The organism is Mesorhizobium amorphae CCNWGS0123, from assembly GCF_001686985.1.
GTDB classification, from domain to species: Bacteria; Pseudomonadota; Alphaproteobacteria; order Rhizobiales; family Rhizobiaceae; genus Mesorhizobium; species Mesorhizobium amorphae.
This window is the reverse complement of the sequence record NZ_CP015318.1, coordinates 1,207,769-1,234,619: the sequence shown is the minus strand read 5'-3', so window position 1 is coordinate 1,234,619 and position 26,851 is coordinate 1,207,769. Positions and strand designations below refer to the sequence as shown.

General features: G+C 63.8%; 24 protein-coding genes. 6 read left to right on the top strand and 18 right to left on the bottom strand.

Annotation, left to right across the window (positions count from 1 at the left end; all coding sequences use genetic code 11):
* Nucleotides 1-19 precede the first annotated feature (19 nt).
* Nucleotides 20-775, bottom strand: coding sequence for a haloacid dehalogenase type II (locus A6B35_RS05970; protein WP_006202344.1), 756 nt, complete (start codon nt 773-775; stop codon nt 20-22).
* Between the two features lie 123 nt (nt 776-898).
* The gene (locus A6B35_RS05965) at nt 899-1,825 is read right to left on the bottom strand and encodes a DMT family transporter (protein WP_006202345.1); all 927 of its coding nucleotides are present in this window, start codon (nt 1,823-1,825) and stop codon (nt 899-901) included.
* Nucleotides 1,826-2,033: 208 nt separating this feature from the next.
* Between A6B35_RS05965 and A6B35_RS05960 the strand changes: the two genes are divergently transcribed.
* A complete protein-coding gene (locus A6B35_RS05960; protein ID WP_006202346.1) occupies nt 2,034-2,924 on the top strand; it encodes a LysR family transcriptional regulator in 891 nt (296 codons plus the stop codon).
* Between the two features lie 164 nt (nt 2,925-3,088).
* On the opposite strand, the gene A6B35_RS05955 is transcribed toward A6B35_RS05960, so the two are convergent.
* The 13 genes from A6B35_RS05955 to puuE all read right to left on the bottom strand — a co-directional run bounded on the left by A6B35_RS05955 (nt 3,089) and on the right by puuE (nt 17,676).
* Nucleotides 3,089-4,549, bottom strand: coding sequence for a S8 family serine peptidase (locus tag A6B35_RS05955; RefSeq protein WP_040582814.1), 1,461 nt, complete (start codon nt 4,547-4,549; stop codon nt 3,089-3,091).
* Nucleotides 4,550-4,591: 42 nt separating this feature from the next.
* On the bottom strand, nt 4,592-5,260 hold the full coding sequence (locus A6B35_RS05950) for an anti-sigma factor (protein ID WP_081482147.1): 669 nt from the start codon (nt 5,258-5,260) through the stop codon (nt 4,592-4,594).
* Nucleotides 5,257-5,823 carry a sigma-70 family RNA polymerase sigma factor gene (locus A6B35_RS05945; protein WP_040582815.1) on the bottom strand — a complete coding sequence of 189 codons (567 nt, stop codon included), beginning with the start codon at nt 5,821-5,823 and terminating at the stop codon, nt 5,257-5,259. Before A6B35_RS05945 ends, A6B35_RS05950 begins: the two co-directional genes overlap by 4 nt.
* A 175-nt stretch (nt 5,824-5,998) precedes the next feature.
* The gene (locus A6B35_RS05940; protein WP_081482148.1) at nt 5,999-6,838 is read right to left on the bottom strand and encodes an alkaline phosphatase family protein; all 840 of its coding nucleotides are present in this window, start codon (nt 6,836-6,838) and stop codon (nt 5,999-6,001) included.
* Nucleotides 6,839-6,942: 104 nt separating this feature from the next.
* The gene (locus A6B35_RS05935) at nt 6,943-8,598 is read right to left on the bottom strand and encodes an ABC transporter ATP-binding protein (RefSeq protein ID WP_006202351.1); all 1,656 of its coding nucleotides are present in this window, start codon (nt 8,596-8,598) and stop codon (nt 6,943-6,945) included.
* Nucleotides 8,598-9,422, bottom strand: a complete 825-nt coding sequence (locus A6B35_RS05930) for an ABC transporter permease (RefSeq protein ID WP_006202352.1) — start codon at nt 9,420-9,422, stop codon at nt 8,598-8,600. Before A6B35_RS05930 ends, A6B35_RS05935 begins: the two co-directional genes overlap by 1 nt.
* A 10-nt stretch (nt 9,423-9,432) precedes the next feature.
* Nucleotides 9,433-10,392 carry an ABC transporter permease gene (locus A6B35_RS05925; RefSeq protein ID WP_040582802.1) on the bottom strand — a complete coding sequence of 320 codons (960 nt, stop codon included), beginning with the start codon at nt 10,390-10,392 and terminating at the stop codon, nt 9,433-9,435.
* 16 nt (nt 10,393-10,408) lie between these two features.
* A complete protein-coding gene (locus tag A6B35_RS05920; RefSeq protein ID WP_006202354.1) occupies nt 10,409-11,995 on the bottom strand; it encodes an ABC transporter substrate-binding protein in 1,587 nt (528 codons plus the stop codon).
* A 154-nt stretch (nt 11,996-12,149) separates the two neighbouring features.
* A complete protein-coding gene (locus tag A6B35_RS05915) occupies nt 12,150-14,135 on the bottom strand; it encodes a CocE/NonD family hydrolase (RefSeq protein ID WP_006202355.1) in 1,986 nt (661 codons plus the stop codon).
* An 83-nt stretch (nt 14,136-14,218) separates the two neighbouring features.
* Nucleotides 14,219-14,812, bottom strand: coding sequence for a nucleoside deaminase (locus A6B35_RS05910; protein WP_006202356.1), 594 nt, complete (start codon nt 14,810-14,812; stop codon nt 14,219-14,221).
* Nucleotides 14,812-15,315, bottom strand: coding sequence for an ureidoglycolate lyase (locus A6B35_RS05905; protein WP_006202357.1), 504 nt, complete (start codon nt 15,313-15,315; stop codon nt 14,812-14,814). Before A6B35_RS05905 ends, A6B35_RS05910 begins: the two co-directional genes overlap by 1 nt.
* Nucleotides 15,312-16,175: a bifunctional allantoicase/(S)-ureidoglycine aminohydrolase gene (locus tag A6B35_RS05900; protein WP_040582803.1), complete on the bottom strand. Its 864-nt coding sequence runs from the start codon at nt 16,173-16,175 to the stop codon at nt 15,312-15,314. The genes A6B35_RS05905 and A6B35_RS05900 overlap by 4 nt, the downstream gene beginning before the upstream one ends.
* 76 nt (nt 16,176-16,251) lie before the next feature.
* Entirely contained in the window at nt 16,252-17,676 is a 1,425-nt protein-coding gene (puuE, locus tag A6B35_RS05895) for an allantoinase PuuE (protein WP_006202359.1), read from the bottom strand.
* A 175-nt stretch (nt 17,677-17,851) separates the two neighbouring features.
* Between puuE and uraH the strand changes: the two genes are divergently transcribed.
* The 4 genes from uraH (at nt 17,852) to xdhC (ending at nt 23,009) form a co-directional block, all read left to right on the top strand.
* The gene (gene uraH, locus A6B35_RS05890) at nt 17,852-18,223 is read left to right on the top strand and encodes a hydroxyisourate hydrolase (RefSeq protein WP_006202360.1); all 372 of its coding nucleotides are present in this window, start codon (nt 17,852-17,854) and stop codon (nt 18,221-18,223) included.
* A 3-nt stretch (nt 18,224-18,226) separates the two neighbouring features.
* The gene (gene xdhA / locus A6B35_RS05885; protein ID WP_006202361.1) at nt 18,227-19,708 is read left to right on the top strand and encodes a xanthine dehydrogenase small subunit; all 1,482 of its coding nucleotides are present in this window, start codon (nt 18,227-18,229) and stop codon (nt 19,706-19,708) included.
* On the top strand, nt 19,708-22,050 hold the full coding sequence (xdhB, locus tag A6B35_RS05880) for a xanthine dehydrogenase molybdopterin binding subunit (protein WP_006202362.1): 2,343 nt from the start codon (nt 19,708-19,710) through the stop codon (nt 22,048-22,050). The genes xdhA and xdhB overlap by 1 nt, the downstream gene beginning before the upstream one ends.
* Before the next feature lie 62 nt (nt 22,051-22,112).
* On the top strand, nt 22,113-23,009 hold the full coding sequence (gene xdhC / locus A6B35_RS05875; protein WP_006202363.1) for a xanthine dehydrogenase accessory protein XdhC: 897 nt from the start codon (nt 22,113-22,115) through the stop codon (nt 23,007-23,009).
* A 21-nt stretch (nt 23,010-23,030) separates the two neighbouring features.
* Here xdhC and dps read toward each other — a convergent pair whose 3' ends face one another.
* The gene (gene dps / locus A6B35_RS05870; RefSeq protein ID WP_006202364.1) at nt 23,031-23,519 is read right to left on the bottom strand and encodes a DNA starvation/stationary phase protection protein Dps; all 489 of its coding nucleotides are present in this window, start codon (nt 23,517-23,519) and stop codon (nt 23,031-23,033) included.
* A 241-nt stretch (nt 23,520-23,760) separates the two neighbouring features.
* Here dps and A6B35_RS05865 point away from each other — a divergent pair, with 241 nt between their 5' ends.
* A complete protein-coding gene (locus tag A6B35_RS05865; RefSeq protein ID WP_006202365.1) occupies nt 23,761-24,597 on the top strand; it encodes a PhzF family phenazine biosynthesis protein in 837 nt (278 codons plus the stop codon).
* 6 nt (nt 24,598-24,603) lie between these two features.
* Here the strand turns inward: A6B35_RS05865 and A6B35_RS05860 are convergent, their stop codons facing one another.
* Both A6B35_RS05860 and A6B35_RS05855 read right to left on the bottom strand, forming a co-directional pair.
* Nucleotides 24,604-25,863, bottom strand: a complete 1,260-nt coding sequence (locus A6B35_RS05860) for an LLM class flavin-dependent oxidoreductase (RefSeq protein ID WP_006202366.1) — start codon at nt 25,861-25,863, stop codon at nt 24,604-24,606.
* On the bottom strand, nt 25,860-26,834 hold the full coding sequence (locus A6B35_RS05855; protein WP_006202367.1) for an LLM class flavin-dependent oxidoreductase: 975 nt from the start codon (nt 26,832-26,834) through the stop codon (nt 25,860-25,862). Before A6B35_RS05855 ends, A6B35_RS05860 begins: the two co-directional genes overlap by 4 nt.
* Between the last annotated feature and the right edge of the window lie 17 nt (nt 26,835-26,851).

The following is a 26,851-nucleotide window of genomic DNA, read 5'->3' as shown; positions in this document are numbered from 1 at the left end:
GTTCGACCGGCGCGTGCTGTCACCCAACAGGCGGCCTGGCGGCTCGGGTATCAGCCATCCGCAATTCTTCAGCATGCGCCTTCACGAGGTCGGCCATGCTGTCGAAGCGGAAATCCACCGTCGGTACGTCGCCGGGGTCCATCGTGGCGCCGAAGCCCTGATCCGCATGCCGACGATAGATCCAGCACGATGTCAGACCGAAGCGCTTGGCGAGAGTGTGATCGTGGAACATGCTTTCCGCCGTATGCAGGATCTGCCCCTTCTCGACTCCGATTGTCCCGAGCTTTTCGAGCATATAGTCGAAGTTCCGGTCGGAAGGCTTGTAGGAACCGATATCTTCCGCCGTATAGATCGCGTCGAAATCCACGCCGAGCTTCCTGTTGCTAAACGAGAAGCTTTTGTTGTCGACGTTGGAGAGGATGATCAGCTTGTAGTGCTTTTTGAGGTACTGCAAGGCTTCCGCGGAGTCGGCAAAAGCTGGCCAATCCTTCACGCTTTCGCCATACGCCACGCATTCCTCTCGCGTGACGATGACACCCCATTCCTCCGCAAGTCGCTTGTAAACGATCGGCAGAAGGTCGCAGTAGCGTTTCTCCGGAGTCCATTTCTGCTGACTGGATTCGTGCCGAGCGTGCGCCTCCAGAATCTCGTTTCGGCTTAAGCTGCGGGCAGCCTTTTCTGTCAGCGGTTTCAGGCCGTCGATCATGCCGGATTCCCAATCGATAAGGGTACCGTAGCAGTCGAAGGTCAGGGCTTTGAAATCTGTGAGCTTCATGGGTTCTCCTCCTTGATGTCCATGACTGAATCGATGCTGGGAATAGATCGCGGTCGATTTCGTTCTCGGTGATGGATGAGCCGGTGCTAAGCCAACCAGCGTTAGGTCTGGGGCCTCGACTGACTATCCGATATGCTGCTGACTGAGCTCAAAGTCCGTCGACGCTGCGCTGCGCGACGACGTGAACCAGACACCGAACAGTGTCACCGCAAGGCCAAGGAACATCGCCGTCGAAAGCGGCTCGCCGAACATCGACCAGCCCCAGAGCATCGTCACCGGCGGGCTGAGATAGATCACACTGCTGACCTGTGAGGCCGTGTAGATGCGCAGGCTTGCATAATATGTGCCGTAGCAAAAGAAGGTGGAAAACAGCACCAGCCAGGCGGTGCCGAACCCGAAACGGGCGTCTAGGGGCGGCATCAGCCCGCCATTCCATTCGGCGCAGGCGGCAAAGAGGATCGCCGCCGTCAGGCATTGGATGCACAGGCTCTGATGGATCGGCATATTGATCGTCCCCATCCGCTTCTGCACTACCGTTGCCAGCGCCAAAACCATCATGGAAGCGACTGTCAACAAATATGCCCAGGCCGGGGCCGTCCCGAGGGTGAGGCTGTCCAGCGAGACGATGAGCACGCCCGTCACTCCGAGTGACGTTCCGATCCATTGTCTCCTGGTCAATCGGTGTCCCAATACCGGCTGCGACAAGGCTGCGATGGCAAGAGGGACAAGATCGGAAATCAGCGCGACAAGGCCAGTCGGCACGCGCTGACCGATGGCCAGCGCGAATCCGCCTAGATAGAGAAACATCATCGCCACGCCAAACGCCATCTGCTGGATCAAGGCACGCCCGCTTATGCGCGCTCCGATCAGGAGAGCAAATGGCAAGAGGATCAATCCGGACATCAAGGTCCGCCAGAACAGCACCAGCATGACATCGGCATTCTCGCTGGCGTAGCGGATGCCGACGAACCCGGAACTCCAGCTTACGACCAGGGCCGTCGCCATGATTGGCCAAGCGAGGCGATGGGTTTTGGTTTGCAGGAGCGTCATGGGATCTCTTTGTTCAGGCCTGCCCGTGGTCCCCGAAGCGGAGCACGGCCGATGTTGGCCCGACTATTGACGACGCCAGCGCGCACTTGCACATGACAAATTTCGATACGTTCATGAAATAGCCACTAAAACTAGCATATGATGTTACCTGAAACGCGCCTGCGGATCAGAAATCGGCGCGTTGCCTTTGTATCGAGCGAGGATTGTCATGGCCGGAGTGATGAACCGCCGCCTGGATGTCGACGCCTTACGCGCACTGGTCGCGATCGAGAAGCACGGCGGCGTCACGCGTGCGGCCGAGATTCTCGGCTTGTCGCAGTCGGCCGTCAGCCACAAGATTAGGAGACTCGAAACGAGTCTCGACTGCGAAATCCTCACCCGAAAAGCAAACGCGCAGATGTTCACCACGGCTGGACAGGATCTGCTTGGTTATGCGCGGCGCATCCTGGGCATCCATGACGAGGCGGTTCTGAGCCTGTCGAAAAGCACTTTGCAAGGCAAGATCGCGCTGGGAATGACCGAGGATACGACCTGCACAGACCTTTCGCGCATTCTTGGCCGGTTTCGCCGGCTCTACCCAGAGGTGAGCGTCCGCACGCAAGTGCGCATGAGCCTCGTCTTGCAGGAGCTGCTAAGCCAAGGAGCCCTTGATGCCGCCATCATTCAGGTATTCCAGCACGAAGTCCGCCCCGCCGACCTCCTCCTGTTCCGCGAGACCCTGCATTGGGTGAAATCTCGCGACTTGGTTCTGTCGAACGGGAAGCCGGTCCCATTTCTGTCCTTCGATGAAAATTGCTTTTACCGGCGCTGGGGCATCGACGTCGGGCAGGACGAGGATACGGTGTTGGAGACCGTGTTCGAATGCTCCAGCGCAGCCGGGATCATCGCAGGCGTGACCGCGGGGCTCGGCGTCGCACTCTTGAGTCATCGGTATCTGCTGCCCGATATGGAGATTGTCGACAACCATTTCCCCAAGCCTCCCGACTTAGCTTATGTAGTCAGGCGAGCACGCAACTCTCGAAACTCCGCGCTGGAGACGTTGGTCAGAGAGATCGAAGCTGAAGTAAAGCGTTACGGAGCGCTTCAAATCGCCGTCTGAGCGCGTCGCACTGCGAAAGCCGGCACGCTTCCAGCCCACTCCTGTGACCCCTCCTGGCGGAATGCTGTTCCTCGCGTGAGTGTCCGGCTTCTGAACCCATCCATCTCGGCCATTGGCGGCAGTCAGTTGATTGAGTTTTGGCCCAAATGCGTGTCGCCTGAATCTCACTCCTTCGCCGCTTCGGCCGCCTTGGTGTCCAACAACCCATAGCCGAAATCATTGTCGCGCCCCGTCGGGCCGAGATCCCTGGCCGTTGCCGCCAGCGCCTTCTCGATCTCGTCGGCCGAGCGATCGGGCGCGATGTGGATCAGATTGGCGACGGCCCCGCTCACGATGGCTGCTGCAAACGACGTTCCGGTGACCACTTCGGAGCCGGCGCCGCTCGGCGCCACCATCTCGACGCCAGGGGCGGAGATGAAGACGTAGGCGCCGCGATTGGCCTGCGGCATCAGCCCGTCCTTGGCATCGGTGGCGGTGACGGCGATGACACCGTCATAGGCTGCCGGGTAGCCATAGGGCGCCTTCGGCCCGTTGTTGCCGGCGGCGGCGACCAAGACGATGCCGAGCGCGCGGGCATTGCGGCAGGCGATGCCGAGCAGGTCGTTCTTGGGGCCGACGAAACTCATATTGATGATGCGCACATCCTGCTCGGCCGCCCAGTCGAGTGCAGAAAGGATGACGTCCATGGTCGACTTGCCGCCCTCGAAGGCGCGGGCGTGGTAGATCTTCGCGCCCGGCGCCATGCCCTTCAGCGCGCCGACGCCGGCGATCAGGCCATCGATCGACGTGCCGTGGTCGCGCTTTTCGATCGGCACGTCGGGCATGGCGTCGAACTGGCCGGCGATGACGCCGGAGAGCGCCGGATTGGTGTCGTCGATACCGGTGTCGATGACGGCGATGCGCACATTCTCGCCACTGGCCTGTTTCTCGTCGAGCTCGATGCTATCGAAGGCATAGTTGACGATGCCAGCCGCCTGCTGCAGCGAATAGACATGGTTGGGCTCGCGCCGCCTTGTGCGACCGTCGGCGGCCAACTGCGCCAGCACGACGCCGACCGGGCGGCCGTCGAGAATGCCGAAGCGCGCCAGTGTGGTGCCCAGCAGCCGCGACTGGCGCTGCGAGCGCACTTCGAGGCCGAAGGACGCGGCGATCTGCTGCACGACGCCGGCATCGCCGTCGACCGTGACCAGCACCTCGTCGGGCACGTGTTCACCGACGATGGCGCGCTGCGGCTCGGTGGCGACGAGATCGGTCGGCGAAATGACCGGACCGCCAGGTGCGGCGGCCGGTACCACCGGTGCATCGGCGGGCGCGGCCGGCGATGGCAAAGCGCTGGCCGGGTCGCGACGCGGGTCGGGCGTCGGCAGCGGCGTCCCGCCGCCGGCGGGATTGGGGAACAGATCGACGATCAGCGCCGGCAGAAAGACGGCGCCCGTCGCGCCGAGCGTTCCGCCACCATCGTCGTTGGCGCAGTCGGCGCCGGCAGCGTTCGTCCGGTCGAGACAGTCGGGTTTCGGCTGCGGCTGGTTCGTGCTCTGCGCAAAAACGGGCGTGGCGGCGATTGTCGTCGTCGCCAGCAGAAATCCAGCAAATCCGATGACCGCTCTATTTTTTTGTTTGAGCATGATCTTTTCCGAAAACCGGATTCCACTTTTCGGGATCATGCTCTAGCCGCCACTGCCCGGTTTCCTTCCCTCGATCACAGCATCCGCGAAAGGCTGGGCGGCAATAAGGCTGACCAGCTTCTCGTAGTCGGCAGCGGTCTCGGCCGCGATGGCGATGCGGAAGACACCATCTGCGGTCGGCCCGCCAGCGATCTTCAGGCCGTTCTCGCCGAGGAAGACGGCGATGTCCGACATCTTCGCCTCCGGCTTGAACTTGACCAGCGCGAACGGCATCTTTGCCAGATCGTCCTGCGCGCCGGCAATTTCGAAATCGCTGCCCTTGCCGCCGGGCTGTACGAAGGACTGCACCATGACGAGCGCCAGCAGCACCGCGGCCGCCGCCCAGGCGACGCCGACCGGCACCGCCATGAAGCGGTTGAACGCCTGCGCCAGCCATGATTGACCTGCCGGAGCGCGCGCCGGGCCGGCCTCGGCGTCGAGCGCCTTGGCAAACCGGCTGAGCGCGTCGGCCGGCGGGCGGATCGCCTCGTTGGCAGCAGCGGTGCCCGAGAATTCGGCCTCCGCCTCGCCGAGCGCGGCAAGTGCCGCCGGGTCGGTCGCCAGCCATTCCTCGACGGCTTCCAGTTCAGCACCTTCCAGCGAGCCGTTCAGGTAGAACGGCAGCAGCGTTTCCATCTCGTCGCGGCGCGACATCTTTTCAGCGGCGCTCATGGCCACCCCCTGTCGTAACCGGCGGCCTTCAAGGCTTCGCCGAGTTTCTTGCGGGCGTAGAACATCCGGGTCTTGACGGTGGCGACCGGAATGCCGAGCACCTCGCCGATCTCGGTCACCGACTGGCCGTGGTAATAGGCAAGGTCGATCACCGTTCGGTGCTCTTCCGGCAGCGCATCGATGAACCGCCGCAGGGCCGCAGCCTTGTCGTCCTTCATGGTGACGACTTCCGGCGTGTCGGCGCTGTCGGGGATCTGCGCCGCGTCGTCGTCGTCGATCCAGTCTTCCTTTTTCTTGCGCAGCAAGGACAGCGCCTTGAAGCGGGCAATGCCGAGCAGCCATGTCGAGACTTCCGAGCGCCCTTCGAAGCCCGGCGCCTGGCGCCAGAGCTCGAGAAAGACCTCGTTCGCGATATCGTCGGCCATCATTTCCGATCCCGTCTGGCGCACCACGAAGCGGTAAACCCGCGCGTGGTGGCGCATGAACAGGAGCCGCACGGCGGCCCTGTCGCCCTTCGCGACCCGGTCGACAAGCGCGCGATCGGTCTCCGTCGCCGCCGTCATGGCCGGTCGAGCCGCCTGGCTCCTGTCTGCTCTGTCGCCGATCGGTCCAAAAAGGTTCATCCTCCGCCAAGGAATTTTGGGAGGCTAGCCGAAGAAGGTGAGGGTTGCCAGAGTGTCTCCCTTTTCCCCGTCCCCATACGGGGAGAGGGGGGCGCCAACGCTGGTGGCCAATCACTCACCCCAAAAACGGCTTCGCCTTCATCGTCGCCGGCACCGGCACGCCAAGACGCTTCAGCACCGTCGGAGCCAGTTGCAACTGGTCGAGCAAGGTGTCGGCTTCCGGTCCCTTGCCCGGCCCGAAATAATACAGCGCGAAATCCTGCATCTCGTCGTCATGGCCGCCGTGATGGCCGCGGTTCGTCTGGCCATGATCGGCGGTGACGATCACCTCATAGCCGGCTTCGCGCCAGCCGGGCAGGAAGGCGGCCAGCATCCCATCCATCGCATAGCAGGCATGGTCCATCTCGTGGCAGTCATGGCCGAAGCGGTGGCCCATCGAATCCAGCGTGCAGGTATGCAGGATGCCGTAGTCGATGCCGTGGCGCCGGGTCAGCATGGTCAGTGTGGCGAACAGGTCGACATCGCTCGGCGTCATTTGGTTCCTGGCGTTGTAGCCAGTCATGGTGTGGAAGCGGCCATGCGTGATCGGCCCGCCCGTTTCGTCGAATTCCATGTCCTCGACCAGGTCGAACGGATGGGCGCGGAAGAACTCCGACCAGTAGGAATGGGTGACCGCTCCGGTCTTGCCGCCGGCCTTGCTGACCTCGGAGAAAATATCCGGCTGCTTGACCCGGAACCGGTTCTCATTGGAGAGGATGCCGTGCACTTGCGGCGACACGCCGGTGTGGATCGAGGCATAGCAGCAGGCCGAGGTCGAGGGCAGCACCGAGCGCATCTTCCAGACACGCGCCTCGCCCGACTGCACCCAGCCTTCGAGATTGCCCATCAGGCGGCGCCAGTTCCGATAGGGCACGCCGTCGAGGATGATGAGCAGAAGCTTGGTCTCGAGCGCCACGAGTGGCTCCATGCGACGTGTCAGTTGAAATCAAAACGCCGCGAGGCCCTGGGACACGCGGCGCGTTGCTGTAAGACAGTGTTTTCCGGGGTCGTGGTTTGCCCCTAGTTGCCGGCGCTCGCCATGCGCCGGCCCTTGATCGCCTTTTCCAGCCAGCCGATTTCCATTTCGGGAACGGAGGACAGCAAAAGATCGGTGTAGGCGTCGAAGGGCGGCGTCAGCACCTTGCTCTTCGGCCCATAGCGGACCACCTCGCCGCGATACATCACCGCGATCGAATCGGCGATCGACTTCACCGTGGCGAGGTCATGGGTGATGAACAAATAGGCGACGCTCTCCTCCTTCTGCAGCTCGAGCAGCAGCTTCAGGATGCCGTTGGCCACCAGCGGGTCGAGCGCCGAGGTCACCTCGTCGCAGATGATCAGCTTCGGCTTGGCGGCGAGCGAGCGGGCGATGCAGACGCGCTGCTTCTGGCCGCCGGAAAGCTCGGCCGGGTAGCGGTCGGAAAAACCCTTGCCCATCTCGATCTTGTCAAGCAGCTCGGCGACGCGCTTGTCGCGCTCGCGCCCGCGCATGCCGAAATAGAATTCCAGCGGCCGGCCGATGATGGTGCCGACGGTCTGGCGCGGGTTCATCGCCACGTCGGCCATCTGGTATATCATCTGCAGCTGGCGCAGATCCTCCTTCGGCCGGTCGGCAAGCTTGTTGGCAAGCGGCCTGCCGTCGAAGGTGACGGTGCCTTCCTCAGGCGGCAACAGCCCGGTGATGGCGCGCGCCAGCGTCGACTTGCCCGAACCGGACTCGCCGACGACGGCCAGCGTCTGGCCAGGATAGATATCGACCGAGACGTTCTTCAATACCTTGATGTGGCTGCGGCCATAGGCGGCGGTGACGTTCTTGACCGACAGGAACGGTGTCGTGCCGGGCTTCTGCTCATGGTGCTCGATCTCGTGCACCGAGACCAGCGCATTGGTGTATTCCTGGCGCGGTTCCTTGATGATCTGGCGGGTGCCGCCCCATTCGACCAGCCTGCCGTGGCGCAGCACCATGATCTCGTCCGAGACTTGCGCAACCACGGCAAGGTCGTGGGTGATGTACAAAGCCGCCACATGGGTGTCGCGGATGGCGTCCTTGATGGCCGCCAGCACATCGATCTGCGTCGTCACGTCGAGCGCCGTGGTCGGTTCGTCGAAGACGATCAGGTCCGGCTCCGAACACAGTGCCATCGCCGTCATCACGCGTTGCAGCTGGCCGCCCGACACCTGGTGCGGAAAGCGTTCGCCGATGGTTTCGGGGTTCGGCAGGCTGAGCTTCTTGAACAGCGCGACGGCGCGCTTCTCGGCCTCGGCGCGTGTCGCCGTGCCATGCAGCAGCGTCGCTTCCACCACCTGGTCCATCAACCTGTGCGCCGGGTTGAAGGCGGCCGCAGCCGATTGCGCGACATAGCAGACCTCGCGGCCGCGCAGCTGGCGGAACCCTTCCTTGCCGCCCTTGAGGATGTCGCGGCCGTTGAGGATGACCTCGCCGCCGGTGATGCGCACGCCGCCGCGGCCATAGCCCATCGACGACAGGCCAATGGTCGACTTGCCGGCGCCGGACTCGCCGATCAGGCCGAGCACCTTGCCCTTTTCCAGCGTCAGCGAGACATCATGGACAAGCACGATGTTCTTCGGCGCCTCGCCAGGCGGATAGACGGTGGCCTCGATGCGCAAATTGCGGATATCGAGCAGCAGGCCGGATTTCGCTTTGCTGTCAGCCATCACCCGCGCCCTCCCTTCAGGCTTGTCGTGCGGTTCAGCACCCAGTCGGCGACGAGGTTGACCGAGATCGCCAGTGCTGCGATCGCCGCGGCGGGAATAAGCGCCGCCGCGATGCCGAAGACGATGCCGTCCTTGTTTTCCTTGACCATGCCACCCCAGTCGGCATCCGGTGGCTGCACGCCGAGGCCGAGGAAGGACAGCGTCGACAGGAAGAGCACCGCATAGATGAAGCGCAGGCCGAGTTCGGAGACCAACGGCGACAGCGCGTTGGGCAGGATCTCGCGGAAGATGATCCAGGCCTCACCTTCGCCGCGCAGCTTCGCCGCTTCGACGTAGTCCATGACGTTGATGTCGACGGCGACGGCTCGCGACAGGCGGTAGACGCGGGTCGAATCGAGAATGCCCATGACCAGGATCAGGATCACCAGATTGGTCGGCAGCACGGAGAGCACGACCAGAGCCATGATCAGCGTCGGGATCGACATCAGCAGGTCGACGAGGCGCGACAGCAGCGTGTCGAACCAGCCGCCGAAAACCGCCGCCGAAAAACCGAGGATGGCGCCGAGCGAGAAGGACAGGGCGGTGGCGAGCACCGCGATGAACAGCGTAGTGCGAGCGCCATAGATCATGCGCGACAACAGATCGCGGCCGAGATTGTCGGTGCCCAGCCAATGCGCCGCCGACATCGGTTCCCAGACGTCGCCGACGATCTCGCCATTGCCGTGCGGTGCGATCAAGGGTGCGAAGATCGCCGCCAGCACGAACAGCATCGTCATCACGATGCCGATCAATGCCGGGATGGGGATGCGTTTGATATCGAGCATACCCGCTCCCTTACTTCGGATGTCTGAGACGCGGATTGGCGACGATCGCCGCTATGTCCGCAATGATGTTCAGGCTGATGTAGACGGCGGCGAAGATCAGGCCGACCGCCTGCACGACAGGTACGTCGCGCTTGGTGACGTGGTCGACGAGATACTGCCCCATGCCGGGGTAGACGAAGATCACTTCGACCACGACGACTCCGACGATCAGGTAGGCGAGGTTGAGCATGACGACGTTGATGATCGGGGCGATGGCATTGGGGAAGGCATGTCTGCGAATGACATTGAAGGCCGACAGACCCTTTAACTCCGCCGTCTCGACATAAGCCGACTGCATGACGTTGAGGATCGCGGCGCGCGTCATGCGCATCATGTGGGCGAGCACCACCAGCGTCAGCGCGGTGGCCGGCAGCGCGATCGCCTGCATACGCTCGCCGAACGGCATGCCCTCATAGACGGTGGAGATGCCGGGGAAGATCTGCCATTTCACGGCGAAGAAATAGACCAGCACATAGCCGATGAAGAACTCTGGAAACGAGGTCGAGGCGAGCGCCAGTCCGGAGATCAGCTTGTCGACCCAGCCATTGCGATAACGCACCGCGATCAGGCCGAGGATGATCGCCAGCGGCACGGCGACGACCGCCGCCCAGAAGGCGAGAAACAGCGTGTTCCACAGCCGCCCCTCGATCGAGGTCGCGATATCCTGGCCGCTCGACATCGCCGTGCCGAGGTCGCCGGTGACGACGCCGCCCAGCCAATGGAAATATCTGACATAGGCAGGTTCGTTCAGCCCGAGCTGCTCGCGCAGATTGGCGAGCGACTCCGGCGTCGCCGACTGTCCGAGGATGGCTTGCGCGACGTCGCCGGGTAGGATCTGGGTGCCGGCGAAGATCAGGACCGAAATGGCCAACAGCAGGACGATGCCCAGCGCAACGCGCTGGGCCACCAGTTTCACGATGGGTGAGGACATCTCCGCAAGGCCGGGCTCAGGCTTCGAGCCAGCACTTTGCCAGAGCGTAGCCGTTCATCAGTTCCTGATGCGGATCGTCGACCCAGCCGGCGAGCTTGGCGCCTGTCGCGTCGATGAACTGGTTGAACATCGGCAGGATCAGGCCGCCTTCGTCGCGCACCATGACGGCCATGTCGTGGTACATCTGCTTGCGCTTGGTCTCGTCGAGCTCGGCGCGCGCCGCCAGCACCATTTTGTCGAAATCCGGACGCTTGAAACGCGTGTCGTTCCAGTCGGCTGATGACAGATAGGCGGTCGAGTACATCTGGTCCTGGGTCGAACGGCCACCCCAGTAGGAGGCGCAGAAGGGCTGCTTGTTCCAGACCTCGTTCCAGTAGCCATCGCCGGGCTCACGCTTGAGCTCGATCTTGATGCCGGCCTTGGCCGCGCTCTGCTGGTAGAGCTGCGCCGCATCGACTGCGCCCGGGAAGGCAACGTCCGAGGTCCTGAGCAGCACGGTGCCGTCGTGACCCGACTTCTTGTAGTGGAACTTGGCCTTGTCGGGATCGTACTTGCGCTGCTCGATGTCGGTGAACAGCGGATAGGACGCGTTTATCGGGAAGTCGTTGCCGAGCGAGCCGTAGCCTCGCAGGATCTTGTCGAGCATCTCCTCGCGGTCGATCGCCAGCTTCAGCGCGGTGCGCAGGTCGTTGTTGTCGAACGGCGCCGTGTCGCAATGCATAATGAACACGTAGTGGCCGGGACCGGCATGATTGCGGATGGTGACGCCGGGTAGACGCTTGATCAGGTCGACGATCTTCGGCTCGACGCGGTTGATCATGTTGACCTGGCCGCCCTGCAGGGCGGACGTGCGCGCCGTCGCGTCGTTGATGACGATGACTTCGACCTGGTCGGCATGGCCCATCTTGTCGCCCTGCCAGTAATTGGCGAAGCGTTCGGCGCCATGGCGCACGCCGGGCTCGTTGGTCTTGACCACGTATGGACCGGCCGAGATGCCGGCATCGGGCTTGTCCTTGCCGCCGTTGGGCTGGACAATCAGGTGATAGTCGCTGAGCAGATAGGGCAGGTCGGCGTTGGCCTCCTTCAGCGTCAGCACCACTTCCTTGCCGCTGGCCTTGATGCTCTCGATGCCCTTCATGTAGCCAAGCGCGCCGGACTTCGACTTCTCATCGGAATGGCGCTCGAGCGTGGCGGCCACGTCCTCGGCGGTTACCGTCTTGCCGTTGTGGAATTCGACGCCGTCGCGGATCTTCAGCGTCCAGACCTTGGCGTCGTCCGATGAGCCGATCTCCTCGGCGATGCGGTTCTCGAGCTTTCCTTCGGGGGACAGCTCGACGATCATTTCGCCCCAGCACTTGCCGAAGGCGAAGGGCACCTGCGTCATCATCAGCGCCGGATCGAGGCTGTTGGTGGATTCACCGCCGACCAGGCCGGCCTTCAGCGTGCCGCCCTTGACCGGGCCGGCGGCGCGCGCCGCGCTCGAAAGCAGCGAGTTGGCGAAGGTCGCGGTGATGCCGAGAGCGGCGGCGCGGCCGAGAAAATCACGACGGCTGAGTTTGCCGGATGCAACGCGGCGGCTCAGATATTCCAGTTCATTGGACATGATGAGTTCCTCACTCTGTTGGTTCGACCTGAATGGTCGTTTTCTCGTTTCTTGTGAGGAGAATAATGACCGCAAGGGAAAGCAGTAAGCAAGACCGAATGCGACATGCCGTGGCGTAAATCGCACGTCGCAATTGGACCAATCGGGTGAGCGCTCACAGTAGGGCGCGAGGGATTTTCTCCTCGAAGTTGCGCTCAAAAACCAGCTTTTCGCCTTCAAAGGCTTCGATTCTGGCGCTAACCGTGAAGCTTTTGGCGTCGGACCGCATCTCAGCCGATGTTTCGGTGCGCACCGACCATCCATTTCGCGACAAGGTCTGTGTCCAGTGGGTCTTTCCAGACGCCGACAGCGGATCGTCGGGATGGATCGCCCATGTCTCCCTGGCGATGCTGCCATTGGCGAGGCCGTGCTGGAGATCGCGCACCTCGCCGAAATCGTCCGTTATGGACAGCGTGACCATGCCGGTCTTCTCGTCATGGTCGACATGGCGTTCGGAATTGGCGGGCCGGACCGTCTCCGTCGCCCAAGGCGTGGCCCCTTCCGGAGCGGCGAACGTGATCTCGTCGCCTTGCGCCAGAGGGCGCAGCGGCAGCGTCAGCGTCGCGGCCTTGAGCTTGAGACGGACCGGTTCGGGCGACGGCCAGATCATCGGCCAATAGGCGTTCGACACGGCAATGCGCAAACGGTGGCCGGCCGGCACGCGGTAGGCGCATTGGTCGAGCACGACCCTGGCGGTGGCGGGCTCGCCCGGTACCAGCGGCTCGGGGAATTCATGCGAGTTGCGGTGCGTCAGGTTGAGCACGCCATAGGAGATCAGTTCCGAGGCGCCGTCGGGATGCACATCGCATAGCCGCACGGCGATGTTCGCCTGAGGCCGATCCGACGAGACCCAGACCAGCACCTCCGGCGCGCCGACGATATCGATTGCTTCGCTGAGCGGCGGCCGGTCGAAACAGACCGACAGCGCATCGTCCGGACGCTGGTCGCCGGGCAGTTCCGGACCGAAGGTGAAGGGAAAATACTCGCCGCCGGCAAGGCCACAGGACTGCGGCGAGGCGATGATGACCGGCCTGTCGCCCTCGGCGATGAGTTCGATCGCCTCCGCCTTGATGTCGGGCGATGGCCAAATCTGTTCGGCGATCCAGCGCCCCGGACGCTCGGGATGCCAGCGCGCCGGGCGCACGCTGTCCATGACATAGGCACGATAGGCGGGATCCGCATCGAGGCCGGTGTCGAGGCCCTTCAGCCAGCGGTCCCACCAGCGCAAGGCTTCCTGCAAGAAGCCGATGGCGGGCTGGGGTGCCGCGTAATGCGGGTACTTGTGGATCCACGGGCCGACGATGCCCTTGACCGGCGCCTCGATGTTGCCGACGAGGTGGGAAATCGTGTTGCGATAGCCGTCATGCCAGCCGCCGATCGACAGCACGGCGGCATGGATGGCGGAATAGTCTTCGCAGATCGAGCCGCGTTTCCAATAGGCGTCGCGGTGCTGGTGTTTCAACCATAGCGGCGCCAGGAATGGTTGGTTCTCCAGCCGGGTCAGCCACAGATCGCGCCAGCGGTTATCGCCGGCGATCAGCGGATCCGGCGGCCGCGACGAATAGGACAGCATGGTCGAGGCCCAGCCGAAATTCTCGATCAGCAGGCAGCCGCCCTTGTAGTGGATGTCGTCGGCATAGCGGTCGACGGTCGAGCACAGGCTGATCACCGCCTTCAGCGCCGGCGGCTGCATCGCCGCCACCTGCAGGCAGTTGAAGCCGCCCCAGGAAATGCCCATCATGCCGACCTTGCCGTTGCACCAGGGCTGGGAGGCCGCCCAGGCGATGACATCGCAGGCGTCCTGCAATTCCTGCTCGGAATATTCGTCGTCCATCAGCCCTTCGGAATCGCCGTTGCCGCGCATGTCGACGCGGATCGAGGCGTAGCCGTGGCCGGCGAAATAGGGATGCGTCAGCTGATCGCGAAAGATGGTGCCGTCGCGCTTGCGGTAGGGCAAATGCTCGAGGATTGCCGGCACCGGATCGTCGCCGGCATCTGCCGGCATCCACACCCGCGCCGACAGCCGGCACCCGTCCGGCATGACGATGCCCATATCAGGGAATTCGACGACCTTGCGGGAGAATTCGGTGACGGTTTTCATGCGAGGACTCCAGGAACGCCAGATGATGGAGCCCGCTGGGTCGCGTCGTGGGCCAGCCAACGAATTCGGCTGGTCAATCCGCGTCAGTTCAGCGGAATGTCGTTTTCGGCCTTTCTCGCCTGATAGGCGCCGGACAAGTCGTCGTAGCGGGCGGAAATCCTGCCGATCCGTCCTTCCAGGCGCGACCGCTCGGCCTCGGGCAGCGACCGCACCAGCCTGCGGATCGAGAAGCTCTTCCAATAAGCGTTCTCGGCATTGTAGCCGCCGGGATCGAGGGTGAAAACCTCCTTTAGTATCTTCAAATCGTGCGGGATGGCGAAGCTGTCGCGCGAATCCTCGTGGCTGAACAGGTAGTAGAAATTATCGAAGCCGGTCCAGGTGATCGCCGACAGGCAGAGCGAGCAGGGCTCGTGCGTGGCGAGGAAGATGGCATCGTTCGTGTCGACGCGCTCGGCCCTGGGCATTTCGTAGAAGCGCTTCAGGCAGTGCACCTCGCCATGCCAGAGCGGGTTTTCGATCTCATTGTTGGTTTCGGCCAGCACCAGCGAGCGGTCGTCCTTGCGCAGGATCGCGGCGCCGAACAGCTTGTTGCCATGGGCCACGCCATCGGCCGTCTTCGGCACGATGTCGTGCTCGATGACGTCGAGCAGGCGGTCGATCAGCGAAATGTCGGTCATTATTGCTTTCCGTCGGGAAGATGAATTTCGTAGGGGTGCGAGAAGTGGCACTCTTCGAGGTTGGAGCCGTCGCCGCCACGATCGACGATGACAAAGTCCTGGACCTCGCCGATCGGCGTCAGCACGCCGTGCCAGAGGTTGCGCGGATAGTTGATGCCTTGCCCGGGCGCGGTGATGAAGGCGTGCGGTTCGCCGGGACCATCCTTGCCGTCATGGCAGACGACGACCAGGAACGGCCGCGGCGACAGCGGGATGAAGGCCTGGCTGCCGAACGGATGACGCTCGACCATGGTCAGCTTCAACGGCAATTCGTAGGGCGTGCCGCGCACCATGGAGATCAGCACGCGGGCATTCGGCCCCTGCGCTTCGGCGGTGGCGAGGTCGTGGTAGCGCTCGGCCTTGCCGCCATTGATCGGGTAGTGGTTGTCGCCACCCATGTCGATGACGTCGCCGAATTCGGCGAAGCCTTCGCGGGTCAGTGGTTTAGCGACGATGCGGGTCACCGCGCGCGGCCTCCGACGCCCACGCCGCCGAGCTTGGCGTGCCGGTTGACGTCCTTGTAGAGCAAATAGCGGAACTTGCCGGGACCGCCGGCATAACAGGCCTGCGGGCAGAAGGCGCGCAGCCACATATAATCGCCGGCCTCGACCTCGACCCAGTCCTGGTTGAGGCGATAGACCGCCTTGCCTTCGAGCACATAGAGGCCGTGCTCCATGACATGGGTCTCGGCGAAGGGGATGACCGCGCCCGGCTCCAGAGTGACGATGGTGACATGCATGTCGTGGCGCATGTCGGCCGGATCGACGAAGCGCGTCGTTGCCCAGCGGCCGTCGGTGCCGGGCATCGGGCTCGGCGCGACCTGCTGCTCGTTGGTGAAGAAGGCTTCCGGCACGTCGAGGCCCTCGACCGCTTCATAGGCCTTGCGCACCCAGTGGAAGCGGACAGCCGCACCGCTTTCGTTGCGGACCGTCCAGCCGATCCCCGGCGGCAAAAAGGCAAAGCCGCCCGGCTTCAGCACATGTGTCTTGCCGGCTAGCGAAACGCTGAGCTCGCCCTCGACCACGAACAGCACGCCCTCGGCGGCAGCATCCGGTTCCGGCCGGTCGCTGCCGCCACCCGGCTCGACCTCGACGATGTATTGCGAAAACGTCTCGGCAAAGCCCGACAGCGGCCGCGCGATGATCCAGGCCCTGGTCTTGTCCCAGAATGGCAGGGCGCTGGTGACGATGTCCTGCATCACGCCCTTGGGGATGACGGCATAGGCCTCGGTGAAGACGGCGCGGCCGGTCAACAGCTCGCTCTGGCCGGGATGGCCGCCATGCGGCGCGTAGTAGGTTCGCTCGGGCGTCTTGATCATATCCATGTGGTCCTGACCCTTAAGGCAATTCCAGGAAAAGTGTGTAACGGTTTTCCGCCCGGAATTGCGTAAAAACAAACACTTAGAGTGGCAGCACGTCTCTCAGCCGAAGCAGCGCAATGCGCTCGACCTGTTTGCAGGCGGTGTCGAATTCGGCGCCGCGGCTGTTGCCGATGCGCGCCTCGAATTCCGCCAGGATTTCTTCCTTGGTCTTGCCCTTCACGGCGATGATGAAGGGGAAGCCGAATGTGGTGACGTAGGCAGCGTTGAGCTTGGAGAACAGCTCGCGCTCCTTATCGGTCAGCGCGTCGAGCCCGGCCGAGGCCTGTTCCTTCGTTGACTCAGCCGTCAACCGTTTGGCCTTTGCCAGCTTGCCGGCGAGGTCGGGGTGGGCGTTGAGCACGGAGAGCCGCTCGGCCTCTGTTGCCGCGCGGAAGACGCGGCAGAGCGCGTTGTGCAGACCGCCGGCGCTGTCATGCGCCGGGCCGAGCTCCAGCCCATAGGCGCGCTCGGCGATCCATGGCGAATGTTCGAAGACGCCGCCGAAGGCATGCACGAAAGCCTCGAATTCCATTTTCGACGGGCGCAGCGAGGGCTGCCGGAACGGATGGTTTTCGTGCCAGTGCCTTGCGATGTCGATGCGCCGCGCCAGCCATACCTTGTCGTGCGATTTGACGTAGTCGATGAAGCGTTTCAGCGCCGCGACCCGGCCCGGCCGACCGACGAGGCGGCAGTGCAGGCCGATATTCATCATGCGCGGCCGCCCGTCCGCACCCTCGGCATAGAGCGTGTCGAAACTGTCCTTCAGATAGGCAAAGAACTGGTCGCCGGAGTTGAAGCCTTGCGGCGTGGCGAAGCGCATGTCGTTGGCGTCGAGCGTATAGGGGATGACGAGCTGCGGCTTTTCGGCACCGTCGCGCTCGAACCAGTAGGGCAATTCGTCGTCATAGGTATCGGAGACGTAGTCGAAGCCGCCCTCCTCGGCCACCAGCCGCACGGTGTTGACCGAGGTGCGGCCGGTGTACCAGCCGGTCGGGCGCGCGCCGGTCACCTCGTAATGCAGCTTGGTCGCCGCTTCGAGGTCACGGCGCTCGTCTTCGGCGGCATGGTCGCGGTAGTCGATCCATTTCAGCCCGTGCGAGGCGATCTCCCAGCCGGCCTCCTGCATCGCCGCGACCTGGTCGGGCGAGCGCGCCAGCGCTGTGGCGACGCCGTAGCAGGTGACCGGCACCTGCGCCTCAGTGAACAGGCGCAGCAACCGCCAGAAGCCGGCGCGGGCGCCATATTCGTAGATCGATTCCATGTTCCAGTGACGCTGGCCGACCCAGGGAGCAGCACCGACGATCTCGGACAGGAAGGCTTCCGAAGCCTTGTCGCCATGCAGCACGCAGTTCTCGCCGCCTTCTTCGTAGTTGACGACGAACTGCACAGCGACATGCGCGCCGCCCGGCCATTTCGGATCCGGCGGGTTGGCCCCGTAGCCGCGCATGTCCCGTTCGTAACGCATTGTCACTCCTGCCGGATATTGAGATGAAGATATCGAAAGGAGTGCTTGCGCATTCCCCCGAAAATTTTTGAAAGAGCTTTTTGTCGCGCTCCGCTCGACCGGGACTTATGCATCGCCTTTAATGGGCGCACAATTCACCAGAAACGTTCGACTGTACCGGAATGGGAGACGGCCAGTGGCAGAAACGTCGAAAGCCGATGGCGGGCGTCTGACGACCCATGTCCTCGACACCGCGACCGGCAGGCCGGCCAATGGCCTGTCGATCGAGCTTTACCGCATAGAGCGCCAGGCCCGCACGCATCTGAAGACGGTGGTGACCAATGATGACGGCCGCTGCGATGCGCCGCTGCTTGCCGGGGCGGACTTCCGCACCGGTGAATACGAACTGGTCTTTGCGGCCGGCGACTATCTGCGCCGGCACGGCAAGCTGCCCGAGCCGGCGTTCCTCGACAGCGTGCCGATCCGCTTCGGCATGGCGGAGCCGGTGCACTATCATGTGCCGCTGCTGATCTCGCCCTATGGCTATTCGACCTATCGGGGGAGCTGAGACATGGCCAAGCTCAAGACACGCAACGAAATCCGCTTCATCCTCAACGGCGAGGATATCGCACTGACCACGGTCGCGCCCGAAGAAACCTTGCTCGATTGGCTGCGGCTCAACCGTTCGCTGCGCGGCACCAAGGAAGGCTGCGCCGAAGGCGATTGCGGCGCCTGCACGGTGCTGGTCGGCAGGCTGTCCGCCGGCAGGTTGGTCTATGAGAGCGTCAACGCCTGCATCCGTTTCCTTGGCTCGCTCGACGGCACCCATGTGGTGACGATCGAACACCTGCGCGGCGACGGCGAAAAACTGCACCCCGTGCAGCAGGCAATGGTCGATTTCCACGGCTCGCAGTGCGGCTTCTGCACGCCGGGCTTCGTCATGTCTCTCTATGCGCTGTGGATGCGCTCGCCGGAGCCGTCCGACGCGGCGATCGAAAAGGCACTGCAGGGCAATCTCTGCCGCTGCACCGGCTATGAGGCGATCATGCGCGCGGCGCGTGCCATCTCCAGCTACGGCAAGGCGGCGAAGGATCCGCTGGCGGCGGAGCGCAAGGCGATCACGGCGAAGCTCGCGGCGATGAAGGACGGTTCACGCGTCGAGATCGGTTCGGGCAAGCAGCGCCTGATCGTGCCGGCCAATGCCGATGACCTGGCCGGCGTGCTCGACAAGGAGCCCGGTGCCACCATCGTTGCCGGTTCGACCGATGTCGGCCTGTGGGTGACCAAGCACATGCGCGACATCTCGCCGGTGGTTTTCATCGGCAATCTCGACGGTCTCTGCGCGATCTCCGAGGACAAGGGCGTGATTTCGATCGGCGCCGGCGTCACCTATAGCGACGCGTTCTCGATATTGGCGAAACGCATTCCGGCGCTCGGGCCGCTGTTCGACCGCATCGGCGGCGAGCAGGTGCGTAACATGGGCACGATCGGCGGAAACATCGCCAACGGCTCGCCGATCGGCGACACGCCGCCGCCGCTGATCGCGCTCGGCGCACGCCTCACGCTCCGCCGTGGCAAAAAGCGCCGCACGATCCCGCTGGAAACTTTCTTCATCGCCTATGGCAAGCAGGACCGGCAGCCGGGCGAGTTCGTCGAGGCCGTGCACGTGCCGGGGCCGGCCAAGGCAACGAAGTTTGCCGTCTACAAGGTCACCAAGCGCCGTGACGAGGACATCACCGCAGCGCTCGGCGCGTTCTATTTGACATTGGCCAAGGATGGCACTGTGGCCGACATCCGGATCGCCTATGGCGGCATGGCGGCGACGCCGAAGCGGGCATTTGGTGTCGAGAAGGCACTGCTCGGCAAGCCGTGGACGGAAGCCGCGGTCGAGGCTGCGATGGCCGAATACGCCAACGACTTCACGCCGCTGACCGATATGCGGGCATCTGCCGAATACCGGGCGATGGCGGCGAGGAATCTGTTGCTGCGCTTCTTTGTCGAAACCACCGGAACCAAGGCGCCGTTCCAGGTTTCACGGTACGAGGCGGCGTGATGACCAAGCACACCCCCAATCTCAAGGCACAGAAGATTTCCGGTGGCGTTGCCACCGACCAGCGCCATGATTCCGCGCATAAGCATGTCAGCGGCACGGCGGTCTATATCGACGATATGCCGGAGCCGGCCGGCACGCTGCATGGCTGCCTCGGGCTTTGCACGGCCACGCATGCCACGATCGCCAAAATGGACCTGTCGGCGGTGCGAACCGCTCCTGGCGTCGTCGACGTGCTGACGGCGAAGGACGTGCCGGGCGAAAACGACATTTCACCGACCGGCCGCCATGACGAGCCGGTGCTCGCCGACGGCAGGGTTGAGTTCTACGGCCAGCCGATCTTCTGCGTCATCGCCGAGACCCGCGAACAGGCGCGCCGCGCCACAAGGCTGGCCAAGGTCGAATACAAGGAATTGCCCTTTGTCACCGACATTGGCGATCTCGATCCACGGAAAGACAAACTGGTCACGCCGCCGCTGACGCTGAAGCGCGGCGATGCCGCCGCCGCGATCAAGGCCGCGCCGCGCCGGCTCAAGGGGCAGATGCGCGTCGGCGGCCAGGAGCATTTCTATCTCGAAGGCCATATCGCAATGGCCATCCCCGGCGAGGACGATGACGTCACCATCTATTCCTCGACCCAGCATCCGAGCGAAGTCCAGCACATGGTCAGCCATGCGCTCGGTGTGCCGAGCAACGCCATCACCGTGGAAATCCGTCGCATGGGCGGCGGTTTCGGCGGCAAGGAAACGCAAGGCAATCAGTTTGCAGCGCTCGCGGCCATCGCAGCCAAGCGGCATCACCGTGCGGTAAAAATCCGTCCCGATCGCGACGACGACATGATCGCCACCGGCAAGCGCCATGATTTCCTTGTCGATTACGAAGTCGGCTTCGACGACGACGGCAACATTTTGGGCGTCGACTTCATGTTCGCGGCGCGCTGCGGTTTTTCGTCGGACCTTTCCGGCCCGGTCACCGACCGCGCGCTGTTCCACTGCGACAACACCTATTTCTGGCCGGCGGTGCATGCGCAGTCGGCGCCGCTTTACACCAACACCGTCTCGAACACCGCCTTCCGCGGCTTCGGTGGTCCGCAAGGCATGGTCGGCGCCGAGCGCGTCATCGACGAGGTTGCCTTTGCCGTCGGCAAGGATCCGCTCGAGATTCGCAAGCAGAATTTTTATGGCACCTCGGATCGCAACATCACGCCCTATCACCAGACGGTCGAGGACAACATCATCCACCGTATCGTCGCCGAGCTGGAGGCGAGCTCGGACTATACGAGGCGCCGCCGCGTCATCGAGGCGTTCAACGCCAACAGCCGCTTCATCAAGCGCGGGCTGGCGCTGACGCCGGTCAAGTTCGGCATCTCGTTCACCGCCACCCACTACAACCAGGCCGGCGCGCTGGTACATGTCTACACCGATGGTTCGGTGCACCTGAACCATGGCGGCACCGAGATGGGGCAGGGCCTCTATCTCAAGGTGGCGCAGGTGGTGGCCGAAGAGTTCCAGATCGACCTCGACCAGGTGAAGATCACCGCGACGACGACCGGCAAGGTGCCGAACACTTCGGCCACCGCGGCGTCCTCCGGCTCCGACCTCAACGGCATGGCGGCGCAGAACGGTGCCAGGCAGATCAAGGACCGGCTGACGGACTTCGCCGCGGAAAAATACCAGGTGCCGCGCGACCAGGTGGTCTTCCTGCCCAACCGGGTGCGCATCGGCAACCAGGAAATCGCCTTCGCCGATCTGATCAAGCAGGCCTATATGGCGCGCATCCAGCTTTCGGCCGCGGGTTTCTACAAGACGCCGAAGATCCACTGGAACCGCGACAAGGGCCAGGGCCGCCCCTTCTACTACTTCGCCTATGGCGCGTCGTGCTCGGAAGTGTCGGTCGACACGCTGACCGGCGAATATGTGGTCGAGCGCACCGACATATTGCACGAGACCGGCCGCTCGCTGAACCGAGCCATCGATCTCGGGCAGATCGAGGGCGGCTTCATCCAGGGCATGGGCTGGCTGACGACCGAGGAACTTTGGTGGGACGGCAAGGGCCGGCTGCGCACGCATGCGCCGTCGACCTACAAGATCCCGCTCGCTTCCGACCGGCCGAAGATCTTCAACGTGACGCTGGCCGACTGGCCGGAGGCGAGCGAGCCGACGGTGCATCGCTCCAAGGCGGTAGGCGAGCCGCCCTTCCCGCTCGGCATGTCGGTGCTGCACGCGCTGTCGGATGCGGTGGCGAGCGTCGCTGATCACAAGGTCTGTCCACGCCTCGACGCCCCAGCGACGCCGGAGAGGGTGCTGATGGCGATCGAGCGGTTGAAAGCCAAGGCCAGGGTCTGAATCGGCCAAACCGTGCAAATCCGGCCGAAAACGCTTATATTTCCCGATCGGGAACGCGAAAAATGAACTCGAAAGTGCAAAGCCTGAAAGCCTTTTTAGCCGGTGCCGGCCAGGTTGCCCTGGTCGAAGTGGCGGGCACAAAGGGCTCGACGCCGCGCGAGAAGGGCGCCTTCATGCTCGTCTCGCGCCTGGCGATCTTTGGCACGATCGGAGGTGGCCAGCTCGAATATATGGCGATCGACAAGGCACGGCAGATACTGGGGACACGGCCGTCGCCGCGGCCGGCTGAAGCTCGGATCGAGGTCGACGAGGTCTGCGCCACGCTCGACGTGCCGCTCGGGCCGGAAATCGGCCAGTGCTGCGGCGGCAGGGTCGAGGTGTCGATCCGCTTGCTCGACGCGGCCCTCGAGGCAGACCTCATCCGCAATGCGGAGGCCGAGGAGGCGCATCTGCCTCATGTGTATCTCTTTGGCGGTGGCCATGTCGGCCAGGCGCTGGCATCGGCGCTGGCGCTTTTGCCCATTCATGCCGTCGTCGTCGAGACGCGCGCCGACGCACTGGAAGGCATGCCGGAAACGGTCGAGACGCTGCTGACGCCGATGCCCGAGGCCGTGGTGCGCGAAGCGCCGGCGGGATCGGCCTTCGCCATCCTCACGCACGACCATGCGCTCGATTTCCTGATCGTTGCCGAGGCGCTGAAGCGCGACGATGCCGCCTATGTCGGCATGATCGGCTCGAAGACCAAGAAAGCGACGTTCAAAAACTGGTTCCTGAAGTCGGCGGACGGCAGCGAGGCGGAATTCGCCCGCCTCATCTCGCCGATCGGCGGTGACGCGGTGAAGGACAAGCGACCGCCGGTGATCGCGGCGCTCGCCGCCGCCGAAATCATGACGGCGCTGGTTTCCCATGCCGCCTCGGCGGCCGCTTCAAGCCATTCCGAGGTAGCCATGGCCGGTTGATGCCAGCCGGCTTCAAGCGGCCTATTCCTTTTCCTGCGTGTGCGCTTCGAGGAACCACAGCAATTTGTCCAGCGAGCGCGAATAGGCGGTGAAGATGTCGGCGGTGTCGGCGTCGCCCGCATCGGCCGCCTCGTCGATCGCCGCGCGGGTCAACTTGGCCGCCGCGGCATAGCGGTCGATCAGCGCCGCCAGATGATCCTTGGTCTTGTGGATGTCAGTCGGATAGGGCTTCAGCTTGGTGGCCCTCGCCACCTCCTGCGACGTGCCATGCGCGGTGCCGCCGAGCTGCGCGGCACGCTCGGCGATAATGTCGACATGGCCGTCGATCTCCTCGCGAAACGTATCCAGCATTTCATGGATGGCGATGAATTGCGGCCCCTTGACGTTCCAGTGCGCCTGCTTGGTGATCAGCGCCAGGTCGATGGCGTCGGCGAGGCGGGCGTTGAGCAGATCGATCGACTCCTTCTTGGCGTCGGACTTCAGATCGTTTTTGGTGACGATGGCGTCCATGACTGGCTCCTGTGGGGGTGAGGTCCGTGGGCGAAATGATCTCGAATGGCAGTCGCAGGCTGGGCTTGCCATCGCGCGGCCGCCAGAGCCCAAAACGGCATTGGGTGGCTTTCGTTCCGCGAAAGCCGGCGGCTTCGGAACTCGGGTATGATCCCCGCTCACAGCTGCTCCTCGCTTTCTTCGTTTCACAAATGGCCAGGGACAGCGTTTCCTGCACGCCTTTCAACATGGCGGACTTCACATGGACATATTGAGAATCGCGGCTTTTTCAGACGGAGACTCGGGCGGCAATCCCGCGGGCGTGGTGATAGGCGATGCCTTGCCGGATGCCGCCACAATGCAGCGCGTCGCGGCCGAGGTTGGATTTTCGGAAACCGCCTTTGCCGCACCCGAGGGTGACGGCTGGCGGGTCCGTTATTTTTCGCCCGAGACCGAGGTTCCCTTTTGCGGTCATGCCACGATCGCACTCGGCGCAGGCCTCGTCAGAAGTTTCGGGGACGGGACTTTTGCATTGGCCCTCAACCAGGCCAAAATCTCCGTCGAAGGGTTTCGCGACGGCACCAACATCGCCGCCGCGCTGCAGTCGCCGCCGACGCGCAGCAAGCCGGCTCCGCCCGAGCTTATCGCCGAGACGCTGGCGCTATTCGGCTACGCGGCTGAGGATATCGACCCGGCCATTGCGCCGGCATTAATCCATGGCGGCGCCGACCATCTCGTGCTGGCACTGAAGTCGCGCCAGGCGCTGGCTGCCATGGCCTACGACCTGAAGACGGGGCAGGCGCTGATGCGGCGCGAGGGCCTGGTGACGATCCTGCTCGCCTATGCCGAGGCGCCGCGCCTCTTCCATACCCGCAACCCGTTCGCGTCGGGCGGGGTCTACGAGGATCCGGCGACCGGGGCCTCGACTGCCGCCTTTGCCGGCTATCTGCGCGACATTGGCTGGCCGCATGGTGGCGCCATCGATATCGTGCAGGGTGAGGACATGGGCATGCGCTCGCGCCTCCATGCCGATATCCCGCCAACGCCGGGCAGTTCGATCAGAGTCTCCGGAACAGCCCGAATAATGAGTACAGACTGACGAGGCCTACGCCGGCCGTTTCAGACCGAGATGGTCGCGCAAGGTGCGACCTTCGTAGTCCGTGCGGAACAGGCCGCGCCGCCGCAGTTCGGGCACGACGAGCGTGGCAAAGGCGTCGAGTTCGCCGGGGAACCAGGATGGCATGACGTTGAAGCCGTCTGCGGCGCCACCTTCGAAGCGCGCCTGCAGTTCGTCGGCGATCTGTGCCGGCGTGCCGACGACGCGCCAATGGCCGCGCGCGCCGGCGAAGTGGCGGGCAAGGTCGCGGATGGAAAGATTGTCGCGGCGCGACTGCTCGATGACCAGGGCCTGCCGGCTCTTCATGCCTTCGCTGGGCGGCAGTTCCGGCAGCGGTCCGTCGATCGGGTAGCGCCAGAGATCGGAGATGCTGAGATAGCTGGACAGCAGCGCGACGCCGACATCATCGGGGATCAGCTCCTGCAATTGCTCATATTTCTCGCGGGCTTCCGCTTCCGTTTCGGCCACCACGGGCGCTACGCCGGGCATGATCTTGACGTCGTCCGGCTCGCGTCCATAGTCAGCCAGCCGCCCCTTGAGACCGTCGTAAAAGGCTTTCGCTTCCTCGAATGTCTGTGCTGCGCTGAACACGACATCGGCGGTCCTGGCCGCAAGGTTCTGGCCGTCCTCCGATGCTCCCGCCTGCACCATCACCGGCGCACCCTGCGGCGAGCGCGGCAGATCGAGCGCATCCTTGACCGAAAAGCTCTGGCCGTCATGGTTGAGGGCTTCCGCACCGCGCCAGAGGCCAGCGACCACGGCGGCGAATTCACGTGCCCGTTCGTAGCGGTCGGCGTGGGGGCGAAGGCCCGTCGAACCGAAATTGGCGGCCTCGATGTGGTTCGCCGAGGTGACCAGGTTCCAGCCGGCGCGGCCGCCGCTCAGCTGATCGAGCGAGGCAAAGGTCCGCGCCAGGCCATAAGGCTCGTTGTAACTGGTCGACGCCGTCGAGACGAGGCCGATGCGCTCGGTCTGGACGGCGAGTGCGGCCAGCAGGCTGATCGGCTCGAAGCCGATCGAGCGCGAGGTCTGGCTGGCGATGCCTACATTGGCCTCGCGCAGGCCGGCGGCATCCTCGCAGAAGATCATGTCGAGCTTGGCTGCTTCCGCCGTGCGCGCGAGCCTTATGTAGTGGTCGATGTCGATTCCCGCAGTGACATGCGCCTTGGGATGGCGCCAGGCGGCGATGTGGTGCCCCGTCGCCCACAAGAAGAGACCGAGCTTCATCTGTCTTTTGCGCACGGTCATGGCCTGTTGCCTCCGCCAAGTCCGAGACGCGCGCGCAGCGTCGTGCCGGTGTAGTCGGGCCGCGGCAAGCCGCGACGGCGGAGTTCCGGCACGACGCGATCTACGAAATCCTCGAGCGCCGGAACATCCGCCGGCAAAGCCAGGTTGAACCCGTCGCAGCCTTTCGACCCGAACTGCGCTTCGAGCCTGTCGGCGGCCAGTTCGGGACCTGTTGCGACTGATATCAGCACCTTCACGGCGTCCGGATTGCGCCCGGCGGCAAGCGTCCGGCGTTTCAGATCGTCATAGGCGGCTTTCGCACTCTCAAGCGATTGTTTCTCGATCAGGATGACGTCGGCCATGCGGGCGGCGAAATCGAGATCGGCCTCCGCCAGCCCGGACACCACCAGCACCGGCGTGTCCTGCGGCGAGCGCGCGACGTTCAGCGGACCACGCACCGCGAAGAACTCGCCCTTGTGGTCGAGCAGGTGCATCTTTTCCGGGTCGTGGAAGCGGCCGCCGGACTTATCGAACAGCAGCGCGTCCGCATCCCAGCCCTTCCACAAGCCCTGCACGATGCCGATGAACTCTTCCGCACGGCGGCGAAAATCATCGTTGGAAATGCCTTCCGGCCGGCTGAAATTGGCCGCCTCGCGCGGATCCTGGACCATGGTCGCGTTCCAGCCCACTCGGCCATGGCTGATGATGTCGAGCGAAGCAAAACGGCGCGCCAGATTATAAGGCTGATGGGCAAGCGTTGAAACGCCCGCAACGAGCCCGATCCTTTCGGTCACTGTCGCCAGTGCCGCCAGAAGCGTGGTCGCCTCGAACGGGCTGCTCGCTTGCTGGCCGCCAGCCGCGGAGTCGGAAATGACGACCATGTCCAGCCCGGCGTCTTCCGCCTCCCGAGCAAAGCCGGCGATGCGGCCGAAATCCAGCCCGGAGGCCCGCCCTGCAGCGGAAGCGATGTTGAGCGACACGGCGAGATGCATGAGGCGAACCTAAGTTC